This window comes from Leuconostoc holzapfelii, assembly GCF_012396485.1.
Lineage (GTDB): Bacteria > Bacillota > Bacilli > Lactobacillales > Lactobacillaceae > Leuconostoc > Leuconostoc holzapfelii.
Map to the genome: position 1 here is coordinate 48046 of NZ_JAAXPO010000003.1, position 25743 is coordinate 73788.

Annotated in this window: 29 protein-coding genes and 1 other annotated feature; of the genes, 28 read left to right on the forward strand and 1 reads right to left on the reverse strand. The window is 44.6% G+C overall.

Annotation, left to right across the window (positions count from 1 at the left end):
* Position 1 precedes the first annotated feature (1 nt).
* From ftsY to HF966_RS03215, 21 genes are all read left to right on the forward strand, one after another.
* Positions 2-1183: a signal recognition particle-docking protein FtsY gene (gene ftsY / locus HF966_RS03115; protein ID WP_168676206.1), complete on the forward strand. Its 1182-nt coding sequence runs from the start codon at positions 2-4 to the stop codon at positions 1181-1183.
* Positions 1180-1524 carry a YlxM family DNA-binding protein gene (gene ylxM, locus HF966_RS03120; protein ID WP_168676208.1) on the forward strand — a complete coding sequence of 115 codons (345 nt, stop codon included), beginning with the start codon at positions 1180-1182 and terminating at the stop codon, positions 1522-1524. The genes ftsY and ylxM overlap by 4 nt, the downstream gene beginning before the upstream one ends.
* Positions 1525-1588: 64 nt before the next feature.
* Positions 1589-3064: a signal recognition particle protein gene (gene ffh / locus HF966_RS03125; protein WP_168676209.1), complete on the forward strand. Its 1476-nt coding sequence runs from the start codon at positions 1589-1591 to the stop codon at positions 3062-3064.
* Positions 3064-3243 carry a hypothetical protein gene (locus HF966_RS03130; protein ID WP_168676210.1) on the forward strand — a complete coding sequence of 60 codons (180 nt, stop codon included), beginning with the start codon at positions 3064-3066 and terminating at the stop codon, positions 3241-3243. The genes ffh and HF966_RS03130 overlap by 1 nt, the downstream gene beginning before the upstream one ends.
* Positions 3244-3284: 41 nt before the next feature.
* Positions 3285-4088, forward strand: a complete 804-nt coding sequence (locus tag HF966_RS03135) for a Cof-type HAD-IIB family hydrolase (RefSeq protein ID WP_168676211.1) — start codon at positions 3285-3287, stop codon at positions 4086-4088.
* A gap of 74 nt (positions 4089-4162) precedes the next feature.
* Positions 4163-5017, forward strand: coding sequence for a histidinol-phosphatase HisJ (gene hisJ / locus HF966_RS03140; protein WP_168676213.1), 855 nt, complete (start codon positions 4163-4165; stop codon positions 5015-5017).
* Positions 5018-5334: 317 nt separating this feature from the next.
* The gene (hisG, locus tag HF966_RS03145) at positions 5335-6951 is read left to right on the forward strand and encodes an ATP phosphoribosyltransferase (protein ID WP_168676214.1); all 1617 of its coding nucleotides are present in this window, start codon (positions 5335-5337) and stop codon (positions 6949-6951) included.
* On the forward strand, positions 6938-8227 hold the full coding sequence (gene hisD / locus HF966_RS03150; RefSeq protein WP_168676215.1) for a histidinol dehydrogenase: 1290 nt from the start codon (positions 6938-6940) through the stop codon (positions 8225-8227). The genes hisG and hisD overlap by 14 nt, the downstream gene beginning before the upstream one ends.
* Before the next feature lie 22 nt (positions 8228-8249).
* Positions 8250-8837 (forward strand): imidazoleglycerol-phosphate dehydratase HisB, encoded by a 588-nt coding sequence (gene hisB, locus HF966_RS03155; protein ID WP_168676216.1) that lies wholly within the window; start codon positions 8250-8252, stop codon positions 8835-8837.
* 78 nt (positions 8838-8915) lie between these two features.
* Entirely contained in the window at positions 8916-9539 is a 624-nt protein-coding gene (hisH, locus tag HF966_RS03160) for an imidazole glycerol phosphate synthase subunit HisH (protein WP_141308132.1), read from the forward strand.
* The gene (gene hisA / locus HF966_RS03165) at positions 9536-10249 is read left to right on the forward strand and encodes a 1-(5-phosphoribosyl)-5-[(5-phosphoribosylamino)methylideneamino]imidazole-4-carboxamide isomerase (protein WP_168676218.1); all 714 of its coding nucleotides are present in this window, start codon (positions 9536-9538) and stop codon (positions 10247-10249) included. The genes hisH and hisA overlap by 4 nt, the downstream gene beginning before the upstream one ends.
* Position 10250: 1 nt before the next feature.
* On the forward strand, positions 10251-11015 hold the full coding sequence (hisF, locus tag HF966_RS03170) for an imidazole glycerol phosphate synthase subunit HisF (RefSeq protein ID WP_168676219.1): 765 nt from the start codon (positions 10251-10253) through the stop codon (positions 11013-11015).
* Between the two features lie 8 nt (positions 11016-11023).
* On the forward strand, positions 11024-11362 hold the full coding sequence (hisI, locus tag HF966_RS03175; RefSeq protein WP_210729349.1) for a phosphoribosyl-AMP cyclohydrolase: 339 nt from the start codon (positions 11024-11026) through the stop codon (positions 11360-11362).
* Positions 11363-11390: 28 nt separating this feature from the next.
* Positions 11391-11717, forward strand: coding sequence for a phosphoribosyl-ATP diphosphatase (gene hisE, locus HF966_RS03180; protein ID WP_168676222.1), 327 nt, complete (start codon positions 11391-11393; stop codon positions 11715-11717).
* Positions 11714-12778 carry a histidinol-phosphate transaminase gene (gene hisC / locus HF966_RS03185; RefSeq protein WP_168676223.1) on the forward strand — a complete coding sequence of 355 codons (1065 nt, stop codon included), beginning with the start codon at positions 11714-11716 and terminating at the stop codon, positions 12776-12778. The genes hisE and hisC overlap by 4 nt, the downstream gene beginning before the upstream one ends.
* A 284-nt stretch (positions 12779-13062) precedes the next feature.
* Positions 13063-13725 (forward strand): Firmicu-CTERM sorting domain-containing protein, encoded by a 663-nt coding sequence (locus HF966_RS03190; protein ID WP_246586645.1) that lies wholly within the window; start codon positions 13063-13065, stop codon positions 13723-13725.
* Positions 13718-14302, forward strand: a complete 585-nt coding sequence (gene xrtG / locus HF966_RS03195) for an exosortase family protein XrtG (protein WP_168676226.1) — start codon at positions 13718-13720, stop codon at positions 14300-14302. Before HF966_RS03190 ends, xrtG begins: the two co-directional genes overlap by 8 nt.
* Positions 14303-14305: 3 nt before the next feature.
* Positions 14306-15646, forward strand: a complete 1341-nt coding sequence (locus HF966_RS03200) for a TIGR03111 family XrtG-associated glycosyltransferase (RefSeq protein WP_168676227.1) — start codon at positions 14306-14308, stop codon at positions 15644-15646.
* Between the two features lie 3 nt (positions 15647-15649).
* The gene (locus HF966_RS03205; protein ID WP_168676229.1) at positions 15650-16030 is read left to right on the forward strand and encodes a 6-carboxytetrahydropterin synthase; all 381 of its coding nucleotides are present in this window, start codon (positions 15650-15652) and stop codon (positions 16028-16030) included.
* Between the two features lie 283 nt (positions 16031-16313).
* Positions 16314-17597 carry an adenylosuccinate synthase gene (locus HF966_RS03210; protein ID WP_168676230.1) on the forward strand — a complete coding sequence of 428 codons (1284 nt, stop codon included), beginning with the start codon at positions 16314-16316 and terminating at the stop codon, positions 17595-17597.
* Positions 17598-17623: 26 nt separating this feature from the next.
* Positions 17624-18136 (forward strand): YiiX/YebB-like N1pC/P60 family cysteine hydrolase, encoded by a 513-nt coding sequence (locus HF966_RS03215; RefSeq protein WP_168676231.1) that lies wholly within the window; start codon positions 17624-17626, stop codon positions 18134-18136.
* 32 nt (positions 18137-18168) lie between these two features.
* Here HF966_RS03215 and HF966_RS03220 read toward each other — a convergent pair whose 3' ends face one another.
* Positions 18169-20235 (reverse strand): ATP-dependent Clp protease ATP-binding subunit, encoded by a 2067-nt coding sequence (locus HF966_RS03220; protein ID WP_168676233.1) that lies wholly within the window; start codon positions 20233-20235, stop codon positions 18169-18171.
* A 154-nt stretch (positions 20236-20389) separates the two neighbouring features.
* Between HF966_RS03220 and HF966_RS03225 the strand changes: the two genes are divergently transcribed.
* From HF966_RS03225 to HF966_RS03255, 7 genes are all read left to right on the forward strand, one after another.
* Complete coding sequence (locus tag HF966_RS03225; RefSeq protein ID WP_168676235.1) at positions 20390-20563, forward strand: hypothetical protein; 174 nt, start codon at positions 20390-20392, stop codon at positions 20561-20563.
* A gap of 97 nt (positions 20564-20660) precedes the next feature.
* Positions 20661-21668, forward strand: a complete 1008-nt coding sequence (locus HF966_RS03230) for a rod shape-determining protein (protein ID WP_168676236.1) — start codon at positions 20661-20663, stop codon at positions 21666-21668.
* A gap of 73 nt (positions 21669-21741) precedes the next feature.
* Positions 21742-22599, forward strand: a complete 858-nt coding sequence (gene mreC / locus HF966_RS03235) for a rod shape-determining protein MreC (protein WP_168676238.1) — start codon at positions 21742-21744, stop codon at positions 22597-22599.
* Entirely contained in the window at positions 22599-23126 is a 528-nt protein-coding gene (mreD, locus tag HF966_RS03240; protein ID WP_168676239.1) for a rod shape-determining protein MreD, read from the forward strand. The genes mreC and mreD overlap by 1 nt, the downstream gene beginning before the upstream one ends.
* Before the next feature lie 43 nt (positions 23127-23169).
* Positions 23170-23391 (forward strand) — a binding site (T-box leader).
* 175 nt (positions 23392-23566) lie between these two features.
* A complete protein-coding gene (locus HF966_RS03245) occupies positions 23567-24208 on the forward strand; it encodes an amino acid ABC transporter permease (protein WP_168676241.1) in 642 nt (213 codons plus the stop codon).
* A 3-nt stretch (positions 24209-24211) separates the two neighbouring features.
* Positions 24212-24850: an amino acid ABC transporter ATP-binding protein gene (locus tag HF966_RS03250; protein ID WP_168676242.1), complete on the forward strand. Its 639-nt coding sequence runs from the start codon at positions 24212-24214 to the stop codon at positions 24848-24850.
* Complete coding sequence (locus HF966_RS03255; protein ID WP_168676243.1) at positions 24850-25704, forward strand: amino acid ABC transporter substrate-binding protein; 855 nt, start codon at positions 24850-24852, stop codon at positions 25702-25704. The genes HF966_RS03250 and HF966_RS03255 overlap by 1 nt, the downstream gene beginning before the upstream one ends.
* Positions 25705-25743: the final 39 nt, after the last annotated feature.

The following is a 25743-nucleotide window of genomic DNA, read 5'->3' on the forward strand; positions in this document are numbered from 1 at the left end:
GATGGGATTATTTGATATTTTCCGCAAGAAAACTGCGGCCGATCACGAAACACCAACTGAAGAGAATAAGCCAGAAACAATTGAGGCGACACCGACTGATGAGGTGATGCCTGACATGACAGCCACAACACCGGTTGACACACCAACTGAGGCTGTGTCACCATTAGCCGAAGCCGAAGCCGAAGCCGAAGCCGAAGCCGAAGCCGAAGCCGAAGCCGAAGCCGAAGCCGAAGCCGAAGCCGAAGTTGTCTCCGAACAGGAAATCTATACGCAAGGGTTGACGAAGACACGGACTGGTTTTGCGGCCAAGTTCAATCAATTCTTAGCGAACTTCCGCACGGTTGATGAAGACTTTTTTGAGGACTTGGAAGAAACCTTAGTGGGTGCCGATGTTGGTTTTGACATGGCAATCAAGATTTCCGATGACTTGCGTCAGGAAGTTAAGCTGGCCAATGCCAAGCGACCCGAAGAGGTCAAACAAGTCATCATTAAAAAAATGGTTGACATGTACGAAGCAGCTGGGGTTAACGAAGATGCCACGATGCATTTTAATTCCAATGGGACCACAGTGATCTTGTTTGTTGGTGTTAATGGGGTGGGTAAAACGACGACCATTGGGAAGTTAGCCACCAAGTATCAACAACAAGGTAAGTCAGTCTTACTGGCGGCAGCGGACACTTTCCGTGCCGGTGCAACCAAGCAATTGCAAGAATGGGGCGAACGCGCCCATGTCCCAGTGGTTGCGGGTAAAGAAAAGGCCGATCCGGCATCGGTTGTTTTTGAAGCTGTGGCTAAGGCGCGTGATGAACACTATGATATTTTGTTTGTGGACACGGCAGGTCGTTTGCAAAACAATGTGAACTTGATGCAAGAATTGGAAAAAATGAAGCGCATTATTCAACGTGAAATTCCCGATGCACCGCATGAAGTGTTGCTTGTTTTGGATGCAACGACTGGTCAAAATGCCTTGCAACAAGCCAAGCTCTTTAAAGATTCATCGGATGTCACAGGTATTGTGTTGACGAAGATGGATGGGACTGCCAAGGGTGGCATTGTCTTTGCCATTCGTAATGAGATGCATTTGCCAGTGAAGTGGATTGGCTTTGGTGAAAAGGCGCAAGATTTGCGTGAATTTAAACCAGAAGAATTCATTTATGGTCTCTTTAAGGACTTAATCGCATGAATTTCTCAGAGAAAAATCAGGTAACCCGCTTATTTGGCTTTTATGGTGAGTTACTGACGCGTAAACAACAAGATTATCTGCGTTACTATTTTGAAGATGATTATTCCATTGTGGAAATTGCGGAAGCCGAGCATGTCAGTCGCCAAGCCGTTTCTGATAATATCAAACGTGGGATTGATCAATTAGTCAAATATGAACAAGTCTTACATTTACAAGCGGATTTTGAGGCACGTGCAGCGCTTGAGCAGCAAGTGCAAGATTACATTGGCTTGTATTATAATAAAGATGACCAGTTAAAGCAGCTGGTGTCACAATTAATGGCGCATGAAATAGAAGATTAGTGCCAAGACGCTAAAAAGGGGAAATATAGCACGGTAGACGACAGGCCGGTGTTATACAAAGATTATGGCATTTGAAAATTTAACGGAACGCCTATCCAAGGCAATGAAAAACCTGACTGGCCGCGGTCGTGTCAGTGAAGAAGATTTACGCGCCACGATGCGTGAAATTCGTTTGGCCTTGCTAGAAGCCGATGTCAACTACGACACGGTTAAAAAGTTTGTGGCCAATGTGCGTGAAAAGGCCAGCGGTGCCGATATTTTAGAAGGCTTGAACCCTGCCCAACAAGTTGTCAAAATCGTGAATGACGAATTGAAAGCCACGATGGGTGAGGAAGCCGTACCGCTAAACAAGTCACCAAAGATCCCAACAATCATCATGATGGCTGGGTTGCAAGGTGCCGGTAAGACAACAACGGTTGCCAAGTTGGCTTATAAATTAAAGACTGAAGAAAAGGCGCGACCATTGCTGATTGCCGCCGACGTTTATCGGCCGGCTGCCATTGATCAGTTGGAAATTTTGGGGCGTGATTTGGACATCCCGGTTTTCCAATTAGGCACAGATGTTGACCCCCGCGAGATTGTGCGACAAGGGTTAGCTAAGGCAGCGGAAAATAAGAACGATTATGTCTTTATTGATACGGCTGGTCGTTTGCAAATTGATGAAGTCTTGATGCAAGAATTAAAAGATGTCGCTGAAATTGCCCAACCCGATGAAATCTTGTTGACAGTGGATGCGATGACGGGACAAAATGCTGCCGAAACAGCAAAGGGCTTCTCTGAAGCGCTTGATCTGACGGGTGTCGTCCTCACAAAGTTGGATGGCGATACCCGTGGCGGTGCCGCTTTGTCAATCCGTGATGTGACTGGGAAGCCAATTAAGTTTGTCGGGCAAGGCGAAAAGCCAACGGATTTGGATGTGTTTTATCCTGATCGGATGGCGTCGCGCATTTTAGGGATGGGTGACGTCCTCACGTTGATTGAAAAAGCCCAACGTGATTTTGACGAAGAAGCACAAGCTAAGCAGCTGGAAAAGATGCGTCAAAACACGTTTGACTTTAATGATTTCGTGTCGCAACTGAAGCAAGTCCAAAAGATGGGGCCAATGGAAGATCTGTTAAAGATGATTCCAGGCATGGCCAATAACCCAGCGTTGGCTAATATTAATATTGATGCCAAACAGTTTGCACATTTGGAAGCCATTGTGAGTTCAATGACACCCGCTGAACGTGAGAACCCAGAGCTCATCAATCCATCACGCCGCCGGCGTCTAGCCGCTGGTGCCGGTCGGCCAATTGTTGAAGTCAATCGCATGATTAAGCAATTTGATCAGATGCGTAAGATGATGAATCAAGCCACAAACGGGAACTTTGGTGGCATTGATAAGATGATGGGTGGTGCTGGTATGGACATGTCGTCTCTGATGGGCGGCATGGGTGGTGGCATGCCGACGGGAAACTTCGGTCAAAAGGTGCAAAACTTTGCGATCAAGCAAGCCGCCCGTCGGTTGCAAAAAGCCAAGAAGAAGCGTGGTAAGAAATAATGGCTAAGTTAGAGCGGGTCTTACCAACGTTTATCTTTGTGGTGATGTTGGGGTCAAATCTACTCAATGCCACGAGCCTCACCTTGCCTGCTATTGGTTTAGCGGTGATTGGCGCATTGATTCCTGCGGGCTTGGTATTTGGCCTGATTCGGTTTTTAACGTGGTGGATACAGCACTAAGCAATATTTTTTTAAATCATACGATAAAGAAAAGGAGAATTATGTCGGTTAAATTGATTGCATCTGATCTTGATGCGACGTTTTTAAAAGATGATAAAACGTTTAATGAAGAATTGTTCCAAGAAGTACTTGATAAGCTGCATGCCCAAGGTGGCCAGTTTATCGTAGCGACTGGCAATCACGTGCAAAAGGTGCGTGACTACTTCAAAAACTTTGAAGGACAATACCAATTAATTGCTAACAATGGGGCTGAAGTGCTGCTCGATGGCGAGTTGAAGCATGTCTGGTCTGTACCAGCGTCCGCGTTAGCAACTGTTTCGCAATTGACCGATAAATATGCCGATAAATTACAATTGGGCGTTGCTTTCGTGGCAGCTGACAAGACATTCATGATTGTGAAACGGCCAAATGACAAGTATCTGGCGTTATCTGAAGCGTACTTTGAAAACATGCAAGTGATTGACGATGTTGCTGAAATACATGAGCCGATTTTAAAAATTTCATTGGTAATTCCAGAATTGGAATATGAATTCATGCGCGATGTCAAAGCCGTGTTGGGTCGGACTGTCCACGTCACAACTTCAGGTTATGGGGCAATTGATATTGTTAATCCTGATGTGAACAAAGCGAACGCCTTAACCTATATTGCTGAAACGCTGAACGTTGCGCCAGCAGATATTATGGCTTTTGGGGATGGCTTAAATGATTTGGAAATGCTTGAATATGTTGGTCAACCAGTCGCGATGACCAACGCTGACGAGGCCCTTTTTACCCATGATTTTGCCTTGAGTGTGGCGGACAACGAACACGATGGTGTTTTTAAAACAATTCTTGAAAAAATTTAACACGCTTCGGCGTGTTTTTTTTGTATACTTAAGACAACATTTTTTCAGTATTGTACCTGATAGCGGAGGATGAAATGCCTAAAAAAGACGGCCATACCCATACACAATTTTCCCATCATGGGACCACCGAACCCTTATCAGCTTATCTCTCACATGCTGTGTCGCAAGGTTTTTCTGACTATACAGTCACAGAGCACGCGCCTTTGCCTGGTGCATTTTTAGCGCAGTTTACGGGGCCAGTTGATGCACGTGATCACTCTGCCATGCATGAGGATGAATTAGCGCAGTATTGCCAGCTGGTTGACCAGTTGCAAGACGAATTTCAGTCACAATTGACGATTCATCGTGGATTTGAGGTGGATTTTCTGGTTGGGTTTGAACAGGACACGCGCCAATTTTTAGACAAAATGGCTGATTGGACAGATGAAATTGTTATATCAGTCCATTTTATGCCGAACAAAGCGGGGCAGTTGGCACCTATTGATTATACGCCAGAGGTTTTGGCCGCGGCATTTCCAGAAATTGTGACGGCACCGCAAGCTGTCTTTGCCCGTTATTTTGACACGGTGCAACAGAGCTTGGATTTTGCTAAGACGTTATCACACCCCACAAAAATCCGGATTGGGCATTTGACGTTAATTCGGAAGTATCAAAAATATTTTGAACTCCCGGTGTTTAATCATGAGAATTTATTAAAAATCACAACCATTCTAAATGACATGAAGTCAGCAGGCTGTGAATTGGATTTCAATTCGGCTGGCCTGCGTAAGCCATACAATGGTGAACCCTATCCTACAGCCTCAATTGCACGCCAAGCGGTACAACTTGGCATTCCGTTGGTCTATGGTTCTGATGCGCATCAAGTGGCCGATCAGGGTCAGGATTATGACATATTAGAAAATATTTTGAATCAACCGCTTGACAATTAAAAAATGGCGTGTAAAATGAAGATAATTTCATAATAAAAAGTTGAAGTCAGACAAGTAATCGCGACAAGTCATTACAGGAAGTGCTCAAGCTAACGCATTGAGATGAGCGCATGACCACGCGATGAACACACACTGGCGAGCTAAATGGTCAAAAACCATTTCGGAGATCCCCGATAGCGGATACACCTGTGTTAGCAGGTGAATGAGCAAATAAATGTAAATTTATTTGGAAACAAGGTGGGAACACGATCGAACGTCCTTGCAAACGATATTTTCGTTTGCAAGGCTTTTTTATTTCAACAGATATAGGTGAGCGTATGCAGAACAAGCGATTAGCCGCTGGTTCGCGTGATGAGTATGGCACGCGACTGGTCCAGAAACAACAAATTTCACAAACAATCAGCGCCACACTGAATGCGGCCGGTTTTACCCCGATTGCAACGCCCTTGCTTGAGCGTGAAAATACTTTCGAGCATTATCCCACACAAGCGGTTTTTCATCTGACGGATCAGGGGCGCGAACGCTTGGTTCTACGTCCCGATCTGACGCTCCCTATTGCCCGTTTTTTAACCACTGGGCGACGTGAGCCACGCTTTACTAAGCTCTATTACTTGGGTGATGTCCTGAAGCCAACTGATCACCTGTCGGGGGCCTATAACCAGGAGACACAAGCGGGCATTGAATTGATAGGCGATGACGGGCTGGCTTCAGAAATCCAGGCGCTTGATAAAATGCTTTATTTTGCTCAGATTTTTGGTATTGCTGATGTACAGGTCGTGCTCAGTGATGCACGGTTTATTCCCACGGTACTCTCACAGATTACGATGTCAGCGGCACAACGCCAACAGCTTCAGACGGCAATTGAGGCTGAAAATGTCACCCAATTCATCAAATACCAACAGGCCATAGCAGATTTTCCAACTTTTTTAAGCACTTGGCCGTTAGCCTTTGGGACGGCTGGTGAGGCGGTTATGTGGCAAGCACAAGACTTGCCAGGCGTCGCACCAATCGTGTCGGGGTGGCTAACCTTAGCTGATTATGTGCATACACACTATCCGGATGTGGCCGTCACGGTTGACCTGACCGCAGCACCCCCACAAGGTTATTACACTGGGACAATTATGCGTGGTTTTGTGCCAAGCTTGGGCCGTTATCTCTTCAGTGGTGGGCGTTATGACGCCTTACTCAAAGATAGTCAAGGAACCGATTTACCGGCAGTTGGGATGGGGTTGAATATTGAAAGCATATTAGCTGATTGGCAACGGCAACCAGACGAACAACGACCACATGAACCAATCGTCGTGGTACTGGGTAAGGGGCGTGTTGAACAAGATGCCCGACCATTATTACGCCGGGCAGGGATGGATACCTCACCACTCAATCATCCAGAACGTAAGCTGGTTTTTGACAGTGAGGATCAAAAATATCGCTTCATTTTAGTGAAATCCGATGATGTCATCAAATATCTGGACCGCGGCATTGGTGATATTGGCATCGTTGGCTCAGATGTGATCGCCGAACAACCTAATCAGCATCATGATGTCTTAGATTTACAAACAGGACGCGCGAAATTTGTGGTTGCGGGTTTAGCTGATTTTGATGATGATGGTCAGCGGAAAAAAATTGCCACGAAATATCCTAAAACCGCCCAGCGTTATTTTAATGCCCGTGGTGAAGATGTAGAACTGATTAAATTGGCCGGTTCAGTCGAACTGGGGCCATTAACAGGGTTGTCGGATGCGATTGTGGATATTACGCAATCGGGGCGCACTTTGGCAGAAAATCATTTGCAGATTTTAGCCGATGTTGGGCCAGTCTCGACGCATATGCTGGTCACAAATGGTGCATTTTTGAAATTTCAAGATGAAATCACGCGGATGATTACCGCATTAACGCAATTGTTAGCAGAAGGAGAGACCCATGCAGATTATTAAAAACCAAACGATTGACCAAATGGCCAAACAAATCCGGCAAGAAACGGCTGCCACAGATGACGCCATTGTTGCGGCACAAGTCGCTGATATTATCAAAAATGTGCGCGAAAATGGCGATGAAGCGCTTAAGACGTATAGTGCAACATTTGATGACGTCACGCCAGCAACATGGCGTGTTTCCGAAGCTGAAATTCAAGCAGCAATGGCCAGTGTCCCGCAAAAGGTGCTGGCGGCATTGAGGACGGCTGCGGAAAATATTCGCACGTTTCATCAACAAGAAGTTGCAGTTGGTTTTGAGGATACGCCACGTGAAGGGATTGTCCGTGGGGTCAAAGTGACGCCGTTGTCTGCAGTTGGGATTTATGTGCCGGGTGGGACAGCAGCCTATCCTTCATCTGTCTTGATGAATGCAATTCCAGCCAAAATCGCTGGTGTCCCTAACATTGTGATGGTGACGCCACCGCAAAAAGATGGGCTTAATCCCATTGTTTTGGCCGCAGCTAAAATTGCTGGGGTTGACCAAATTTTCCAAGTCGGTGGGGCGCAAGCCATTGCGGCTTTGGCGTATGGGACGGCAACGATCCCGGCAGTAGATAAAATCACAGGACCTGGTAATCGCTACGTGGCAATGGCCAAAAAAATGGTCTATGGTCAAGTTGCCATTGACATGATTGCTGGCCCCTCTGAAATTGGGATTCTCGCTGATGATTCTGCGCGTGCAGCAGACATTGCGGCTGACTTATTATCACAAGCCGAACATGATGTGAATGCCCGTGTGCTGTTGATGACAACCTCTGCGGCGTTGGCAACCGCAGTTAATGCTGCCGTGGCGCAACAGCTTGAAACTTTGCCACGCGCTGACATTGCCCGTGCGGCAATCAATGATCACGGTGTGATTTATTTGGTCAACACCATTGATGAGATGTTCACCTTGATGAATCTGGTTGGCCCAGAGCACCTTGAAGTCCAATTGACTAATCCGGCGCAATATCTCGCGAAAATTCAAAATGCTGGCTCTATATTTTTGGGCCCTTATGCCTCAGAACCGCTGGGGGACTACTTTTCCGGTCCAAATCACATTCTACCTACAGGTGGCACGGCCCGCTTTAGTTCACCCTTGGGCGTCTGGGATTTTCAAAAGCGATTGCAATATCTACAATACACACAATCAGCCTTGGCCGAGGATTTACCAGCCGTCACGCAATTAGCGCGGGCAGAAGGCCTAGAAGCTCATGCGCGTGCTGTACAAACACGGTTTAATTCAAATGTTGGGTGAAACAAAAAATGAGGAAATGACGATGACGAGAACAGCAACAATCACACGGGCAACATTTGAAACAAAAATTGAACTGACACTTGATTTGGATGCGCAGGGCATCATCGAGATTACTACCGGCGTAGGCTATCTCGATCATATGTTGACGCTTTTTGCCAAACACGGCCGCTTTGGCTTAACCATTCATGCACAAGGTGATTTAGCCGTTGATGCGCATCACTTGGTTGAAGATGTCGGGCTGGTGTTAGGTGAGGCATTTCGGCAAGCGTTGGGCGATAAGCAAGGTATTGAACGCTATGGGGCCCAATTTATCCCTATGGATGAAACCTTAACGCGTACTGTTGTGGATCTATCCGGTCGGCCGTATTTTGTCTGTCAAGCTGAATTGACAACACCGGTACTTGGCCAGTTAGAAACGGAAACCATACCTGATTTTTGGCAGGCCTTTACCAATCAATTAGCCGCTAATGTCCACATCTCAGTACTTTATGGGCGCAATACGCACCATAAAATTGAGAGTATTTTTAAAGCGATGGGGCGCACCATGCGCCAGGCAGTCACCATTAATCCCGATATTATTGGTGTGAATTCAACTAAAGGCCAGCTATAGCCGCTAGTGAGTAGAAAAGATGAGGAGGGTGTTGTCGACATGGTACAACCCACAACAACAGGATTAAATGAAAAGCCCATGATTGCAGTCATTGATTATGGGGCCGGCAATATTCGTAATGTGATGAAGGCGATGGCTTTTGTGAATCTACCAGCTAAATTAACCAAAGATCCGGCCGAAATTCTTGCAGCCGACGGGATTGTGATTCCGGGTGTCGGCGCATTCAAATCGGCCATGCAGCAAATGACTGCAGCGCAATTGGTTGACCCCATTCAGGCTGCCGTGGCACAAGGGACACCTATTTTAGGTATTTGCTTGGGGATGCAACTGTTATTTGACTCTTCGACGGAATTTGGTGCAACGCCAGGCCTGGGATTAATTCCAGGAAAAATTGTTGCTTTACCGGAAAACACAGGCTATAAAGTGCCGCAGATGGGTTGGAACCAAAATCAATCGCGCATCGCTCACCCGTTGACACGCGGCATTGCCGGCGAATATACCTATTTTGTGCATTCCTATTATGCCCAAACAGCCCCTGAATATATTGCGGCCAGTGTTGATTATGGTGTCGAGGTACCTAGCATCGTGATGAAAGATAATGTCTTTGGGGCACAGTTTCACCCAGAAAAATCTGGTGAAGTTGGCTTACGTGTCTGGACCGCGTTTGCCGAGATGATTCAAGAAAGGCGGGTACAAGTATGATATTACCAGCAATTGATCTTTTAAATGGGCAATCGGTTCGGCTACGGCAAGGGGATTACCAGCAAGTCACCCCAATTCATGCTGACCCAGTCAGGCAAGCGCAAGCTGTGAATGCCGCTGGTATCCATGCTTTGCATGTCGTTGATTTGGATGGCGCGCGAACGGGGCGTGTGGTTAATTTAGCTGTCATTCAGCAAATACGAACTGTTTTTGAAGGCTTTATGGCAGTTGGTGGTGGGATTCGCACATTAGCGCAAATCGCACAATATGCTGAGATGGGGGTCAATCGCATCATTCTAGGTTCGATTGCCTTGAAATCACCTGAACTCGTCAAAGCTGCGGTGGCACGTTTTGGTGATGTGATTGCCGTGAGCATAGATGGTAAAAATAACGTCGTGGCGACCGAAGGCTGGTTGGAAGACACCAATGTCTCATTTGATGCTTTAATGGCTGAAATGCTGACCATTGGTGTGACGCAATTCATTGTGACCGATGTGGCGCGTGATGGCATGTTAACTGGACCTAATATACCGCTACTAACGCGTTTGCAACAACAATTTCCTGAGGCCACGATTATTGCCAGTGGCGGTATTGCTGAATTATCAGACGTATTGGCCCTGCAACAGGCCGGCATTACCGATGTGATCATTGGCAAAGCGCTAGCAGTCGGGCAAATCACGTTGGCCCAATTGGCAGCAAGTGAGGTGTAAGATGACATTAGCCAAACGCATTATCCCAGCATTAGATGTTAAAAACGGTCGGGTGGTCAAAGGGATCCAGTTTAAACAATTACAAGACGTTGGGGACCCAGTCGCTTCGGCAACTGCATACCAAGATGCTGGGGCAGATGAACTCGTTTTCTTAGATATTTCTGCTACGCAAGAGGGGCGTGCGACGATGATTGAAGTCGTTGAACGGGTTTCAGCAGCTGTCTTTATTCCCTTAACGGCAGGCGGTGGTGTGACGGATCTGGCGAGTATGAAGGCTATTATTCAAGCCGGCGCTGATAAAGTCTTCCTGAATTCTGCTGCCGTAGACAACCCAGCTTTGATTACAGCAGGGGCCGCTCTTTATGGCTCTCAGGCCATAGTCGGGGCGATAGATACGAAATGGGATGACGTAGCAAAAATGTATCGCGTGTATACCGCTGGCGGGACGCGACCCACAGCATTGAATGCCCTGGATTGGGCGGAAACCATGGTCGCCTATGGTGTAGGCGAGCTGTTGGTGACCAGCATGTCAGCTGATGGGACAAAAAAAGGCTATGATATCGCATTGTATCAAGCCTTACAAGCACGAGTAAAAGTGCCAATTATTGCCAGTGGCGGTGCGGGAAGTCAACAAGATTTCACCGCTGTATTTCAAGATGGCGCTGTTGATGGCGCGTTGGCCGCCTCAGTTTTTCATTACGGGGAAATGCGTCTCCCGGAATTAAAAATGCACTTATATGAGAAAGGTATCCCCATCCGATTATGACAAACCAATTGATGCCAAATTTTAACCAGCGCTTACAAAATGGTTTAGTGCCAGCCATTGTCACAGATTTTACGACCGGTGCCGTCTTGATGTTAGCCTATATGAATGCAGAAAGCTTCCAGCGCACATGCGCAACCAAAGAAACCTGGTTTTGGTCGCGCGAGCGCAACGAATTGTGGCACAAAGGGGCGACCAGTGGACACACCCAGCACGTTGAGACGATGATGCTGGACTGCGATGCCGATACACTGCTTATTCAAGTGACACCCAACGGTCCAGCCTGCCATACTGGCGCAACATCGTGCTTTTTTAATCCGGTGTCAACCAAAGAAGCCCAGGCAGAATAGCAATAAATAGAAAGGCGAACCTTGAACAATGACAAAACAAACGCTTGAAGAATTATATGACCTCGCATATCAACGACATGTTCAACCAATCCCCGGCGCCTATACAAGTTATTTGTATGCGCAGGGGCAAGACAAAATTTTAAAAAAGGTGGGTGAAGAAGCCACGGAAGTGATTCTTGGCGCTAAAAATAATCGTGAAGAATTAATCTATGAAACGGCGGATTTATTCTTTCATTTAATGGTATTATTAGTGTCAACAGATGTCTCATTGGCAGAGATTGAAGCAGAACTTGGTGCGCGTGTGGGACAACAATCGCGCTTACATGAACGACAGAATTGGCGAGGTGAAGCATGAAAGAAACCATCAAAAACTTAACCGCCTATCAGGCAGAATTACCCGTGGATGTAGTAAAAGCAAAGTACCAACTTGCGCATTTGGCCCGCTTATCGGCCAATGAATCGCCGTATGGCCCTTCACCAAAGGTCGGCGCAGCCATTCGGACCGTTCCAGATGAGATGCTTGGTTTTTATCCCGACGGGCAAGCAACGCTACTCCGCCAAAAAGTGGCGGCTTTAGAACAAGTTGATCCAGAAAATTTAGTTTTTGGTGTTGGCGCAGACGAACTCATTCAATTACTAACACGGACAGTACTAACCCCAGGTGGAAATATGGTGGTGCCAGCCCCAACGTTTGGCGAATACGCACTACATGCACAAATTGAGCAGGCCACAACCAAGCAAGTGCCAGTTGATGACGAAACAGGGCATGTTGACTTTGCGACAATGCTGGCAGCCGTGGATGACCGGACGGAAATGGTCTGGTTGGCTAATCCAAACAACCCAACCGGTGTGTTTGAAACTCGCGCCGACATTTTGGCCTTTTTGGACCAGTTACCGGCATCAGTTGTGTTGGTAGTTGATGAGGCGTATTATGATTTTGTTGATGCGCCTGATGCCACGTTGGCTGGGGATGTTGGCAATTATCCAAATTTAGTGGTCCTCCGAACGTTATCGAAAGCATACGGGTTAGCGAATTTGCGTGTTGGCTATGGTATCATGACCGAACCACTTTATCCGGTGATGCAAGCAGTGCGTTTGCCATACAATCTTAATACCTATCAAATCGTGGGTGGGGCAGCAGCTTTAGATGATCAAGATTATTTGCAGGACGTCGTGAAAAAGGTCCAACACGAGCGCAAGCTATTCCAAGATTTCTTGCGTGAACAGGGCTTTAAATTTTATGCGTCACAAACAAACTTTATTTGGCTTCAAGTCGGTGACACCAAGCGTGTCGGGGAACTGCTCTTATCACAAGGCTATCAAGTCAATGATCGCTTAAGCGATACTTGGCTGCGAATTGCCCTGGGTACGCCAGCAGACAATGCTGGGATGCGGGACATCTTAGCACAACTTTAAAAAGCACAGGCTACGGCCCGTGCTTTTTAAATAATATAAATGTAATTGAAAATTATTAAAAAACCCCCATAAAACGAACATTACATTAATAATTATAACGGTTTTGTTACAAGCGAAGATACCTAATGAAACGTAGTCCGTTATGGGGTAAACTAATATTAGCAAAATTGTCTATCGCGTTATAAATACATAAATGTTGGGGTAAAAGTATGAATGTTTTGCGGAAAATTTTGATCATTGGATTTTTCACAATTTTTGTCGTTTTTGGATTTCATATACAAAAAGTGAGTGCCAATGGAAGTGGTATTGTCATTGACGGAAACTATAATGACTGGAATGGTCAATACCAAAAGGTACAAGCAAATAGTGATGCACAACGCAATGTCGGCATTTGGGCGGATCAAAATAACATTTATTTTTATATGGATTCAGCACCTGACTTTGGCCATAACAACCAAGGAAATGATAATAGCACATATCTCAATACGGATTTTACTATTCAAGTAGGTGGTCAGACGTACGTAGTAGGTTCAGGAAGAGGTTTTATGGATCAAAGTATTCGTAACTTTGAATCATCACCAACCAATGCAAGTACATCATTTGATATAAAATATTGGGCTTATACGGCAGCGAATCATTATACGCCGCAAGTTGTCGGGAAGGCGTTGGCGACACATGTTGTGAAAGGGAATCACTCAGATAACATTTTTGAAGCGGCAATTCCCATGAAAGCACTGGGTATTACAACAATTCCAGAAAATACGCCAATCGCCATCAGTAATCCGTCGATCTGGCGAGGGACTGTTTCAATCAATTATGCTGGTGCACCGACTGGTCCGTGGGTTCTTGTTGGGATCGGGGTGATTTTTGCAGCGTTTGGTGGTATCTGGCAAATTCGTGGCACAAAGAAAATAATGTTACATGAAATGGAAGTGGTACATGCTTAAATATATGTTACTGCTCGTTTGTGTTATGCTTTGGATGTATCTCCTAACCGTACTAAAACGTGCCAAGAATGGCGCGTTTTATTTCTTGGTGGGAAGTGCGGGCGTGTTTATTTTCTTACTGTTTATGAGTAAACCATATGGTATATGGCTTTTTGCAACAGCAATGACTTGGTCTGTGGGTTTGGTGGGACACGCCACTGGATTTTTTACAACCTTTTATTTTACGCATGTTATTCAAGTTGTTGTCGATCACCATATTAGCCTTTTTGTGATAGATTATGAGTGCTCGGGTATTATTGAGTCGACGGCTTTTATAGGACTGATTGCATTCTATCCAATATATTCAATCAAGCGTCGTTTTGTACTTGGAATCCTTGGAATCCTATGGTTTTTTATTGCAAATATTGTGCGTTTGTCTATGGTAGCTATCATGATTTATTTGTTTGGCGATAATATATTTTATTTGGCGCACGCCATTTTGGGCCGCTTATTATTTTACGGCCTAGCGATTCTACTTTACTATCTTGTTTTTACCAAGGGTCAGCTGGTGAATCACATGTTCAAAAAGTTAGGATAATCTATGGCACTTTATTTTCATCAATTTATTTATCAAATTGGCTTTTGGTTTACTTGGTTGTTGATACCAATTGTCGTCGAAATTATACCCGCTGTGAGTCATGCATTGACGTTGCAACACACTGTTAAGGCAAGTAAACAGTATCAGGTGCCATTAAAAATGCCAATGATTTCGATTGTATTGCCAGTTTATAACTCTGAGAAGACGCTATATCAATGTATTGCATCTATTGCTACGTCCTCATATCCAAAACAGCTGATTCAAATTATTGTAGCAAACAACCATAGTACAGATAATAGTTTTCAAGTCTTTCATCAGGCGCAAGCGAATTTTCCAGATTTACGGTTACAGTGGATGAATACAGATGCTGGAAAAGCAAGAGCGCTGAATGCAGCAATATATAATAGTATGGGTTCCTATGTCATGAATTTAGATACAGATGGCTGGCTCGAACGAGAAGCATTACTTAATATGGTCCTTTATTTTGAAAATAATAGCCAAATTGATGCCGCCACTGGGACAATTCTAACCCAAAAAGAAGCTATTGCAGCAACACACAAAAAGGGATTGAAGTTGTTGCAACGCAATGAGTACTTTGAATATGCACAAGCTTTTTTGTCAGGCAGAAGTATTGAGAGTCAAAATGATCGATTATTTACAATGTCAGGTGCTTTTTCGGCTTTTCGTAGAGAGGTTTTAGTACAAACCTATATGTATAATGTCGATACAATTGGTGAAGATACCGATATGATCTTTCAATTGCGTTATCGCCTTGGTAAAAGAATTGGTTTTGTTGTGGATGCAATTTTTTATGTTGAACCAATTTCTGGTCTTGAAGAGTTGTATCTTCAGCGGCAAAGATGGCAGCGCGGACAAATTGAGGTTGCCCAAAACTTCCTTCAAAAGAAACTTAATGTCAATCAAATCTTTAGTAATTTTATGATTGGGCGTTTAATGGTGGATCATACGTTTGTTTTTCCACGATTGATTTGGATGATTGGGTTAGGCATGCTGGTTTACTTGGGGTATTCCCCAATTGTGGTTAGTCTATCGCTTGTGATGATGTATCTTCTGTATGTGTTATTTGGATTGCTTAACTATTTAAGTTCGATGCAGTTATTGAAAAAGTTTGATGAGGAACGGCTGTATTATCGTAAGCAATGGCCACTGATTCTAACATTACCGCTTTATAATGGTATAAACACCGCGATTCGCTTAGTGGGAATTATCAATGCGATGACAAGCCGTGCGAATTGGCAAACCAAAAAATTTAGCGTAGAAATCGCTGAGATTAAGGCAATTATATTTTCAGACTTTACGTTGAAAAAGAAAGGTAAAAAATAGGCAATGAATCAAAAAGTTTTTACGTATAAGTTACGTACTTTTATTAATGCGAGTCATGCTGTGCGATGGCAAGGTGTGCAGGGCGCGGAACATCCGCACACATGGGAATTAATTTTAGATATTCGGCCTGTAGGTGGACAGTTTGATTTAAAATTTGAGGATATTGAGGCGGTTATCGCAGATAGTGTTGCGCCGTTTCATGGACAATTTCTCAATGAAGTGCCACCGTTTGATCAACTTGTGCCAACACTGGAAAACTTTGCGGAGCAATTGTTTGACCTGTTATCAGAAGCCTTAGAAAAGATATCTTGTCAACTACACGACTTGTCAGTGGGTGAGTCACCCACACGTTATTATAGTGTGGCAATTAATCCTGAAAAATAGGCCATTCTAAGCCAAAATAAAAAAGCTGAATCCAGCTTTTTTATTTTGGCGATCTTTTTTGTGAAATTTACACTATCGTTGTGTTGCCTTGTATGGTAAAATGATTAAGTAAAAGGCGTTGTAATCCATAATGTTCGTGTTTTACTAAAAAATAAAATGGACATCCGCAGAGGGACACTCACGGATAGGCGCAAACAAATCATGCCGATTTTGAATCACATGATTTTCTCCGACAAACCTATCCCGTCTGAAAGCAGCTGTTGGTGTACTAGGAGAAAAATATATGTCTGGTGTAATTGTTGTCGGTTCGCAATGGGGCGATGAAGGTAAAGGAAAGATTGTTGACTTTTTTGCGGAAAATGCAGATGCTGTTGTCCGCTATCAGGGTGGTAACAACGCGGGTCACACAATTTGGCATGGCGACACAAAGTTTGAATTGTCAGCTTTGCCTTCTGGTATCCTTACTGAGGGACAACTCGCAATTATTGGGAACGGTGTTGTGGTGAACCCAGAAGCATTGTTGGCAGAAATTACTGAAGTACAATCAAAGGGTATTGCAATTGATAATTTGCGTATTTCAAATCGCGCCCATGTAATTATGCCATACCACATTGCGTTGGATAAGGCAGCGGAATCATCATCAAACAACCGGATCGGGACAACCAAGAAGGGCATTGGACCAGCGTATACAGATAAGATTTCTCGTGTCGGGATTCGCGTAGCTGACTTGGTTGATCCAGAAGTTTTTGCTAAGTTACTCAAAGAATATTTGCCATTCAAAAATGCGCAATTGACAAAGTTGTACGGTGAAGAAGCGCTTGATTATGACACAATTTATTCAACGTATGTTGAATATGGCCGTCAATTAGCGCCTTATGTCACAGACACTTCTTATTTATTAGGCCAATTAATGGCGGACAACAAGCGGGTCGTGTTTGAAGGGGCGCAAGGCATTATGCTTGATGTCGATCATGGCACATATCCTTATGTTACCAGTTCAAACCCAACAGCAGGTGGCGTGATGAATGGAGCTGGTGTAGGGCCGAAGCAAGTACAAGACGTGGTTGGCGTGATTAAAGCCTACACGTCACGTGTTGGCGAAGGGCCATTCCCGACTGAATTGCACGATGATATTGCTGATCATATTCGCGAAGTGGGGCATGAGTACGGTGTTGTGACAAAGCGTCCACGTCGTATTGGTTGGTTGGATGCCGTGGCTTTACGTCACGCCGTTCAAGTTTCTGGTTTGACAAAGTTGGCGATCAACTCACTAGACGTTTTGTCTGGTTTGAAAGAACTAAAGATTGCCACATCATACACATATAAGGGTGAAGAAATTCACCATTTCCCAGCATCTGATACTTGGTTTGAAGGGCTTGATGTTAATTTTGAAACCTTACCTGGTTGGGATGAAGATATCACTGGCGTGCAAACATTTGATGAATTGCCAGCCAATGCACAAAGCTATTTGAAGCGTATTTCAGAATTATTGTCGGTTGAATTGTTGAGCTTTGCAGTTGGCCCAAAGCCAGAAGAAACGCACTTGATGAGTGATGTTTGGCAATAACGGTCTCCGTATCTGAGGTGAAAATTATGGCAGTAAAAGTTGGCGATTTATTGTTCATCAAAAATCAACATGAACCAATGGATGAAGCGATTGCAGCGGCAACAGGCAGTTATGTGCATGTTGGTATCGCTTTGGATGCGCAAACAGTGATTCATGCAAGCCCACGTTATGGGGTGGCGGTTCAAGGGTTGATGCAATTTCAAGCTGAATTTGGTCGACCAGATGTTTATCGGCCACAAATTGATGACGTGACTGATGTCATTGCCCGAGCGAAAACTTATGTTGGGCAACCCTATAATGCCACTTTTTATCCCGATGGTGACGGGCTTTATTGTTCCCAATTGGTTGAAGTGGCTTTTGGGGAGTTGATACGATTTGCACCACAACCACTACGTTTTCATGATGCCACGCATGAGATTTCAACCTATTGGCAAGGCTATTATGATAAATTAGGGGTTGCAGTCCCAGTTGGCCAGCCCGGGTCTAATCCCGAGGCGATGGCCAAATCACCACAGCTAACTTTTATTGGCACGCTATAAAAAGCACGTTCTCAAACGAGAACGTGCTTTTCTTATGCCTTAACGTAGGCTTCTTCGGAAATAACAATTTGCTTGGTTTCAGCATTTAAATCAGCATACAAATTGGTACTTTCTGGATGTAACAGATAGTAATCAGCCAGTTGATCGGCGATTTGATCTTGTATGACACGACGCAATGGTCGTGCCCCTAAAGCCGGGTTATATCCTAACTTGGCAAGTTGTTGCTTGGCAGCGTCACTGACCGTTACGTGGAGTTGATTATCCGCCAAATTAGCGTTCATATCCGCTAATAACAAATCAACAATTGTCAAAAGGTGATCTTGCGTCAAGGGATTGAATTCCACAATGTCATCAAAACGATTTAAGAATTCTGGGCGGAAATAATTTTCCAAACGTTGGAGTAATTTACTTTGCGCATCCACTTGGCTGAATCCCATTGGCGTATTGCCCGTGTCGGTTGAGCCGGCGTTTGACGTCATAATAATGACTGTATCTTTAAAGCTCACCACATGACCCTGGGCATCAGTCAAACGGCCATCATCCAAAATTTGTAAGAACATATTCATCACATCAGGATGTGCCTTTTCCACTTCGTCAATAAGGACCAGTGAATAAGGTCGGCGACGAACTTGTTCAGTGAGTTGACCAGCTTCTTCATAGCCGACATAACCAGCCGGGGCCCCAATCATTTTAGAAACTGCGTGCTTTTCCATGTATTCTGACATGTCAAAGCGAATCAAAGCGTCTTTACTGCCAAACATTTCTTTGGCCAGTTGCTTGGCTAATTCAGTTTTCCCCACCCCAGTTGGGCCGACAAAGAGGAACGAACCGATTGGTCGACCTGACTTGGTTAGTCCAATGCGATTACGGCGGATGGCCTTGGCCACGGTCTGGACGGCCGCATCTTGACCAATGACATGGGCATTGAGTTGCGCATCGAGTTCTCGCAGCTGGTTGGCTTCGTTAGCCTTCAAGTCACCAACGGGAATCTCTGTTTTATCCTCAATGATCGTTAAAATATCTTTTTCAGTAATGTCTTGCGGCTTGAACATTTCTGGATGGGCTTCGACTTGGGCTTTTTGCGATTCAAGTTGGTTGACTTGATCGCGCCAATAACTCGCTTTTTCAAAATCTTCCTTATCAATGGCAGCTTGTTTGAGTTGGTCAGCGGAATCAATTTTGGCTTGAATCGCTTTTGGATCCGCGATTTTCATGGCTAAATTCTTCCGTGAGCCTGCTTCATCAATCAGGTCGATGGCCTTATCGGGTAAGAAACGTTCCGGCAAGTAACGGTCAGAGAGTGAGACGGCCGCTGCAATTGCTTCGTCGGTGTAGTGAACGTGATGATAAGCTTCATAGCGTGTTTGAATGCCAGATAAAATTTTAATGGTTGCTTCAGTAGTTGGTTCGTTAACTTGGACTGGTTGGAAACGCCGAGCAATCGCGCCATCTTTTTCGATTTTACGGTACTCGTTTAACGTTGTGGCGCCAATCAGTTGGAATTCACCGCGTGCTAACGCCGGTTTTAAAATATTACCAGCATCCATGCCGCCTTCGGCATTGCCAGCACCCATGATTTCATGCACTTCGTCAATAAACAAAATGATCTCATCATTTTCCGCAACTTCTTGCATCAATTGGCGCATACGTGCTTCAAACTGGCCGCGCATGGCAGTGCCTTGTACCAGGGCAGACATGTCCAGGCGAATAATTTCCTTGGCTTGTAGTTTTTCAGGGACTTTGTTGGCCACAATGGCTTGGGCTAACCCTTCGACCACAGCTGTTTTACCCACACCGGGTTCCCCGATGAGGACAGGATTGTTTTTAGTTCGGCGATTCAAAATCTCGATGGTGCGCGCAATCTCGTTGTCCCGACCGATGACGGGGTCGAGCTTCCCGTCACGTGCTTGTTGTGTGAGATTAATCCCGAACTCATCAAGTAAGGTTGGTCGCTGGTTTTGTTTATCTTTTTTATTTTTTTGTTGGGCGCCAGCATTGGCTTGTTGGCTGTTTTGCGCGGCTTGCATTTGTTCATTCATGGCGCGCATCATATCGTCAAAATTAATATTGTTAAATCCAAATGGGTCTTGTGATGCCATAATAATCAGCGTATCTCAAAGCACGCGAGATACATTTCCTTTCTATAACATGTCTATAGTATAACAGGTCAAGATTAAATTGCAATTAAAATTAGCACTCGTTTATATAGAGTGCTAATTTTAATTTGTTGTATAATAGACTGGAGGTGACAACATGGATTACGAAACATTATTAAAGGCATTACGCGATGGTGAAATTGACCAAATCGAGATTACACCTGAAAATTTTCCGGCTTTTCAAAAAGTTTGGCGTGATTTCCCATCACAAAATCGTGTGCGCGGGATTGCGGGCAAAGCAGGGCACATTAAATACGTTCGCGCAAATTAATCGCAACACATTCACATTTTATGCTACAATACTATAAGTTAAGCATAAAATATCGTGCGTATTTTTCATTATTAAAGAAGTACAAAGGGGCAGCATCGTGGCATTTTCATTTGGACAACGAAACGTTGGTATCGATCTAGGTACAGCCAATACATATGTATATATTGAAGGACGCGGCATTGTGTTGCGAGAACCTTCTGTCGTTGCACGGAACACGCAAACCAATGAAGTGGTTGCAGTTGGCTCAGAAGCCAAAGATATGCTTGGTCGGACGCCGGCAAGTATTGCTGCGATTCGGCCAATGCGTGATGGGGTCATTGCTGATTATGATACAACGGTCGCAATGATTCGTTATTATTTGCAAAAAGCACTGGGTGGCCGTATTGGCAAACCTTATGTGACGATTGGTGTGCCGGCAGGGGTTACAGCTGTTGAACGTCGTGCCGTGATTGATGCTGCACGTGTGGCAGGTGCCCGTGATGCGTATGTGATTGAAGAGCCTTTTGCAGCAGCTGTTGGTGCTGGTTTACCAGTGATGGATCCAACGGGTTCAATGATTGTCGACATGGGGGGTGGCACAACAGATGTAGCCACGATTTCATTGGGTGGCATTGTTTCAAGTCGTTCAATTCGCATTGCTGGGGATAAGTTGGACGAAGCCATTGCTAACTTTGTTCGCAACAAGTACAATGTCACAATTGGTGAACCTACTGCCGAACGATTAAAGATTGAAATTGGGGCAGCCTCACTTGAGTTAGCCCGTACATTGCCAGACGCTTCAGTACGTGGCCGTGATTTATTAACAGGCTTGCCTAAAACAATTGATGTGTCTGCAGAAGATGTGGCGTTAGCTATTCAAGAACCCGTTCAAGAAATTGTGGCGGCCATTCGTGAAACGTTGGAATCAACGCAACCAGAAATCGCTGCTGATGTGATCGACCATGGGATGGTTTTGACTGGCGGTGGTGCAGTCTTGCGTGATTTTGACAAGATGATTCAAGAAGCCACAAAGGTGCCAGTTTTGATTGCCAATGAACCAATGGACGCCGTTGCCATTGGGACTGGTGAAGCGTTAAAGTCAATTGATGTGATGCGACAAGGTTAAAACAGCGGTCACATCGTGTACACTAGCGTAGCGCTTGCGCTGCGCTTTTATTTTTAAACAAGGGGACAACAAAATGCGTAAACTATTTTCATCACGCGCAGTTGTAACAATGATTATTGCTTTTATTGTGATTGTTGGGTTAATTGCTGGCTCAAACTGGTGGGCAAAGCGGACAAATACACCACCGTTTATTCAGCGCTTTGGCAATGATTTAGCTGGAGGGTTCAGTCGTGTCATTGCTGTGCCGACCACTGCAATCGGGCGTACAGCAAATAGTATTGGTAACTTACTGAATACTTTTGAAGAGAATCAGGCGTTAAAAGCAAAAATCGACGAATTTGCTCAAGATAAAGTGCGTTTACAAACCGTTGAAGAAGAAAACAAAGAGCTGAAAAAACAATTAAAACTTGAAGCCACGTTGACAGATTATAAAACGGTCTCTGCAGTGACAATCAGTCGGTCACCAACGACTTGGCAATCACAGCTCGTGATTAATAAAGGCTCAAAATCTGGATTGAAAAAAGGGATGCCAGTGCTTGCTGGTTCGGGCATTATTGGCCGCATTAGCGAAGTCAATACGACCAATGCCAAAGTGGCATTGGTTTCTGATACGAGTGAAGATGCCAACCGCTTTGCTATTACCATTAAGGGCGGCAAGGGGGATGTCAACGGGATTGTGACGGATTTCGACCGTGAATCGAACCAATTAATCATGGGACAGGTGACCTCGGATAATGAGATCAAGGCCGGAGATCTTGTCGAAACGTCTGGTTTGGGTGGCGTGATTCCGTCAGGCCTTTACGTTGGTAAAGTGGCGAAAGTGACGAAGGATGACTATGGTTTGTCAAAGCGAATCTATATTGAACCAGCGGCTGACTTAGGCAATATCACGACTGTGGTGGTTGCCGTGTCAGAGATTGGAGCGCAATAATGGCTTTTTGGCAATTAACACGGTTACGTGTCGTCTTTCCAGTGCTTTTATTACTGTTGCTCTTTGTCGATGGTGATTTGATGTCGGCGATGGGGGCTATTTTTACTGCCTTTCCTTGGCATATTTTGCCAACATTAACCTTGATCTGGTTGTTTTATGCTGTGCAGTTTGATGCGGATAGTGAAGTGCCAATCTGGCTTTATACTGCCTTGATTGGTGTGCTTTTCGATATGTACTACACAGGAATTTTTGGGACGTATACGGTGGCTTTTTTGGGTGCCGTAGCAGCCATGAAACAAATGCACGCCTACCTAGATGAACGTTTGCTGAGTGGAATGACGTTATTTTTAATTGGCTTGTTAACGTATTTAGTCATTACCTATGCCGCTGGGTTTATCATTGGCATTGCCAACGTGGGCATGGTATCCTTTTTGCTGTATGAAGTCTTGCCCACGTTATTGCTCAATTTAGTGATTGCAGCGTTGGCTTATTATCCTGTTTGGTCATTATTTCAATTTTTGCGCTAAAGACTTGACAAAACAAAAATATGGCTTATACTAAGTTTTATATTAAAAAACGTTGAGCGGAAGAGTAGACTGACATGATTTTAAGGGAGTTTGCGGGTAGTGCGAGCAAATAGTCGTGTGGGTTGAAACACATCTGCGAGTGTATGATTGAATTCAGTAGGTCATATCGGTTTTGCCCGTTATCGCAAACAGTCTTTTGACTTATTGAGGCATGGCCAGTGATGGCTTTGCGATAAGAGGTGGCACCGCGGATAACGCCCTCTGGATACATTGTATTCAGAGGGCGTTTTTGCCACTAAAAAAGACTGACAGAGTAGTTTTGCGCGAGCAAAGCTAGAATCTGAGGTGGCACCACGCTCACGCGTCCTCTTGCATGTTATTTTGCAAGGGGATTTTTTAGTAGATAAATGTTGGTATTGGCTTATAAAGAGGAGAGCGACATGAATTATTTGTTAGAAATTTTGCCCAGTCTAATGTCGGGCTTAAAAATGACCTTAGGTGTTTTTTTTATCACTATCATTGGTTCGGTACCGTTAGGCATTATCGTGTCGCTCGGTATGAAATCCCAGTATTTCACCATTCGTTGGTTGATTAACGGATATATTTGGATTATGCGTGGGACGCCGTTATTGTTGCAGTTGATCTTTGTCTACTATGGCTTAGGCATGATGGGCATTACCTTCCCACGTTTTGAAGCCGCGGTGATTGCTTTTGTGATTAACTATGCGGCCTATCTTGCTGAAATTTTCCGAGGTGGCTTACAAGCGATTCCTCGTGGCCAATATGATGCGGCCAAGGTGTTAGGCTTGACACGCACTCAGACTTTTTTCAAGATTGTCTTACCCCAAGTGATTAAAATTGTTGTGCCATCATTTGGTAACGAAGTGATTAACTTGGTCAAAGATACTTCTTTGGTTTATGTCATTGGGCTAGGCGATATGTTACGCGCTGGAAATATTGCAGCCAGTCGCGATGTGACGCTTGTACCATATTTGTTAGTCGGCCTTATTTATCTTATGATGACGGCCATTGTCACAGTCATGCTGCGTCGCAGCGAAAATCGATTGAATAGGTGGAAATAAGCGATGTTAGAAATTAAACAATTAACTAAAACGTATACAACCAACACTATTTTTAAAGCGTTAGATTTGACGGTAGCTGATGGCGAAGTATTAAGTATTGTTGGCCCTTCAGGGATTGGTAAAACAACTTTGATTAAAATACTAGCAGGCCTAGAAACAGCCGATACGGGTGATGTTACGTTGAATGGCGAAAAGTTAGCGATTGATGGGACACGTTCAGATGCTAAGGTAGGCTTAATTTTTCAAGATTTTAATCTCTTTCCTAATTATAAGGTCTTAGATAATATCATGTTAGCGCCAATCAACGTGAATAAAGTAGCCCCAGACGTCGCAAAAGCAAAAGCGACTGAGTTGCTTGAAACATTGGGGATGGCGGATAAGGGCGATTTATTTCCTTATCAGCTCTCGGGTGGTCAAAAACAACGTGTCGCGATCGCCCGCGCATTGGCCATGGACCCACAAATTTTGGCGTATGATGAACCAACCAGTGGTCTGGATGAAGCCTCAACGAAACAAGTGGCCGAAGTTGTAAAGACATTGAAGGCTCAAGGGGTGACACAGATGATTATCACGCATGATCAGCCATTTGCTGAAATGGTATCGGATCGCGTATTTGACTTTGCAACGGAGGTAAAACGCTAATGGTGAGTATGAAAAAGAAAATCATTGTGAATTCATTGGTTGGCCTGCTTTTTCTAGGCGTCGTTGTGTGGGCGATTATTGGGTTAAACAATGGGGCCAAGCGCACAGCGCAAGGTGAACAACAAACCACTCAAAATGATGAGTGGGCCCGTATTAAAAAAGCCAAGCAAATTACCATCGGCTTAGATGATACGTTTGTACCAATGGGATTCAGGGATAAAAATGGTCAAATTGTTGGTTTTGATGTCGATTTGGCCAATGCTGTTTTTAAAACAATGGGAATTAAAGTCAAGTGGCAACCCATTGATTGGTCCATGAAAGAAACTGAGCTTAACACGGGTAACATTGATGCCATCTGGAACGGCTACACAGTTACTAGCGCACGAGAAAAGCAAGTGGCTTTCTCAAAACCTTATCACCAAGCAACACAAGTGCTGGTGACGTTGAAGAAAAACAACATCAATCGCTTCTCAGACATGAAGGATAAAGTCCTTGGCGATCAAACGGCGTCAAGTGGTGATGAAGGGTTCAACAAATATCCAAAAGTCTTAAAGCAATACGTTAAAGGGCAACAAGTGGTTGGGTATGATACCTTTGACAAAGCCTTTAATGATTTAAATGCTGGCCGTATTGATGGGTTATTAATTGATGAAGATTATGCCCGTTATTATGTCGCACACCAACCGAATCCAAAAGATTACACCGTGACAGTCGGGGCGTTCCCCATTGACCAAACGGCGGTTGGTTTCCGAAAGTCAGATAAGCAACTCCGCCAAGCAGTCGATAACACATTGGCAACCTTTAAAAAGGATGGCCGTTTGCAACAAATCGAAAAGAAGTGGTTTGCTAATTAAATCTAAGAGCCAAAGTGGTATAACGCCCTTGGCTCTTTT

What these genes read in the sequence shown, in the direction of transcription:
- HF966_RS03250 (WP_168676242.1), top strand. Translation starts at nt 24,212, where the DNA reads ATGTTAGAAATTAAACAATTAACTAAAACGTATACAACCAACACTATT.
- hisC (WP_168676223.1), top strand. Translation starts at nt 11,714, where the DNA reads ATGAAAGAAACCATCAAAAACTTAACCGCCTATCAGGCAGAATTACCC.
- ylxM (WP_168676208.1), top strand. Translation starts at nt 1,180, where the DNA reads ATGAATTTCTCAGAGAAAAATCAGGTAACCCGCTTATTTGGCTTTTAT.
- HF966_RS03220 (WP_168676233.1), bottom strand. Translation starts at nt 20,235, where the DNA reads ATGGCATCACAAGACCCATTTGGATTTAACAATATTAATTTTGACGAT.
- HF966_RS03255 (WP_168676243.1), top strand. Translation starts at nt 24,850, where the DNA reads ATGGTGAGTATGAAAAAGAAAATCATTGTGAATTCATTGGTTGGCCTG.
- xrtG (WP_168676226.1), top strand. Translation starts at nt 13,718, where the DNA reads ATGCTTAAATATATGTTACTGCTCGTTTGTGTTATGCTTTGGATGTAT.
- HF966_RS03225 (WP_168676235.1), top strand. Translation starts at nt 20,390, where the DNA reads ATGGATTACGAAACATTATTAAAGGCATTACGCGATGGTGAAATTGAC.
- hisH (WP_141308132.1), top strand. Translation starts at nt 8,916, where the DNA reads ATGATTGCAGTCATTGATTATGGGGCCGGCAATATTCGTAATGTGATG.
- HF966_RS03210 (WP_168676230.1), top strand. Translation starts at nt 16,314, where the DNA reads ATGTCTGGTGTAATTGTTGTCGGTTCGCAATGGGGCGATGAAGGTAAA.
- HF966_RS03200 (WP_168676227.1), top strand. Translation starts at nt 14,306, where the DNA reads ATGGCACTTTATTTTCATCAATTTATTTATCAAATTGGCTTTTGGTTT.
- HF966_RS03130 (WP_168676210.1), top strand. Translation starts at nt 3,064, where the DNA reads ATGGCTAAGTTAGAGCGGGTCTTACCAACGTTTATCTTTGTGGTGATG.
- hisA (WP_168676218.1), top strand. Translation starts at nt 9,536, where the DNA reads ATGATATTACCAGCAATTGATCTTTTAAATGGGCAATCGGTTCGGCTA.
- HF966_RS03215 (WP_168676231.1), top strand. Translation starts at nt 17,624, where the DNA reads ATGGCAGTAAAAGTTGGCGATTTATTGTTCATCAAAAATCAACATGAA.
- HF966_RS03135 (WP_168676211.1), top strand. Translation starts at nt 3,285, where the DNA reads ATGTCGGTTAAATTGATTGCATCTGATCTTGATGCGACGTTTTTAAAA.
- hisE (WP_168676222.1), top strand. Translation starts at nt 11,391, where the DNA reads ATGACAAAACAAACGCTTGAAGAATTATATGACCTCGCATATCAACGA.
- hisF (WP_168676219.1), top strand. Translation starts at nt 10,251, where the DNA reads ATGACATTAGCCAAACGCATTATCCCAGCATTAGATGTTAAAAACGGT.
- hisJ (WP_168676213.1), top strand. Translation starts at nt 4,163, where the DNA reads ATGCCTAAAAAAGACGGCCATACCCATACACAATTTTCCCATCATGGG.
- ffh (WP_168676209.1), top strand. Translation starts at nt 1,589, where the DNA reads ATGGCATTTGAAAATTTAACGGAACGCCTATCCAAGGCAATGAAAAAC.
- ftsY (WP_168676206.1), top strand. Translation starts at nt 2, where the DNA reads ATGGGATTATTTGATATTTTCCGCAAGAAAACTGCGGCCGATCACGAA.
- mreC (WP_168676238.1), top strand. Translation starts at nt 21,742, where the DNA reads ATGCGTAAACTATTTTCATCACGCGCAGTTGTAACAATGATTATTGCT.
- hisD (WP_168676215.1), top strand. Translation starts at nt 6,938, where the DNA reads ATGCAGATTATTAAAAACCAAACGATTGACCAAATGGCCAAACAAATC.
- HF966_RS03245 (WP_168676241.1), top strand. Translation starts at nt 23,567, where the DNA reads ATGAATTATTTGTTAGAAATTTTGCCCAGTCTAATGTCGGGCTTAAAA.
- HF966_RS03205 (WP_168676229.1), top strand. Translation starts at nt 15,650, where the DNA reads ATGAATCAAAAAGTTTTTACGTATAAGTTACGTACTTTTATTAATGCG.
- hisG (WP_168676214.1), top strand. Translation starts at nt 5,335, where the DNA reads ATGCAGAACAAGCGATTAGCCGCTGGTTCGCGTGATGAGTATGGCACG.
- hisB (WP_168676216.1), top strand. Translation starts at nt 8,250, where the DNA reads ATGACGAGAACAGCAACAATCACACGGGCAACATTTGAAACAAAAATT.
- mreD (WP_168676239.1), top strand. Translation starts at nt 22,599, where the DNA reads ATGGCTTTTTGGCAATTAACACGGTTACGTGTCGTCTTTCCAGTGCTT.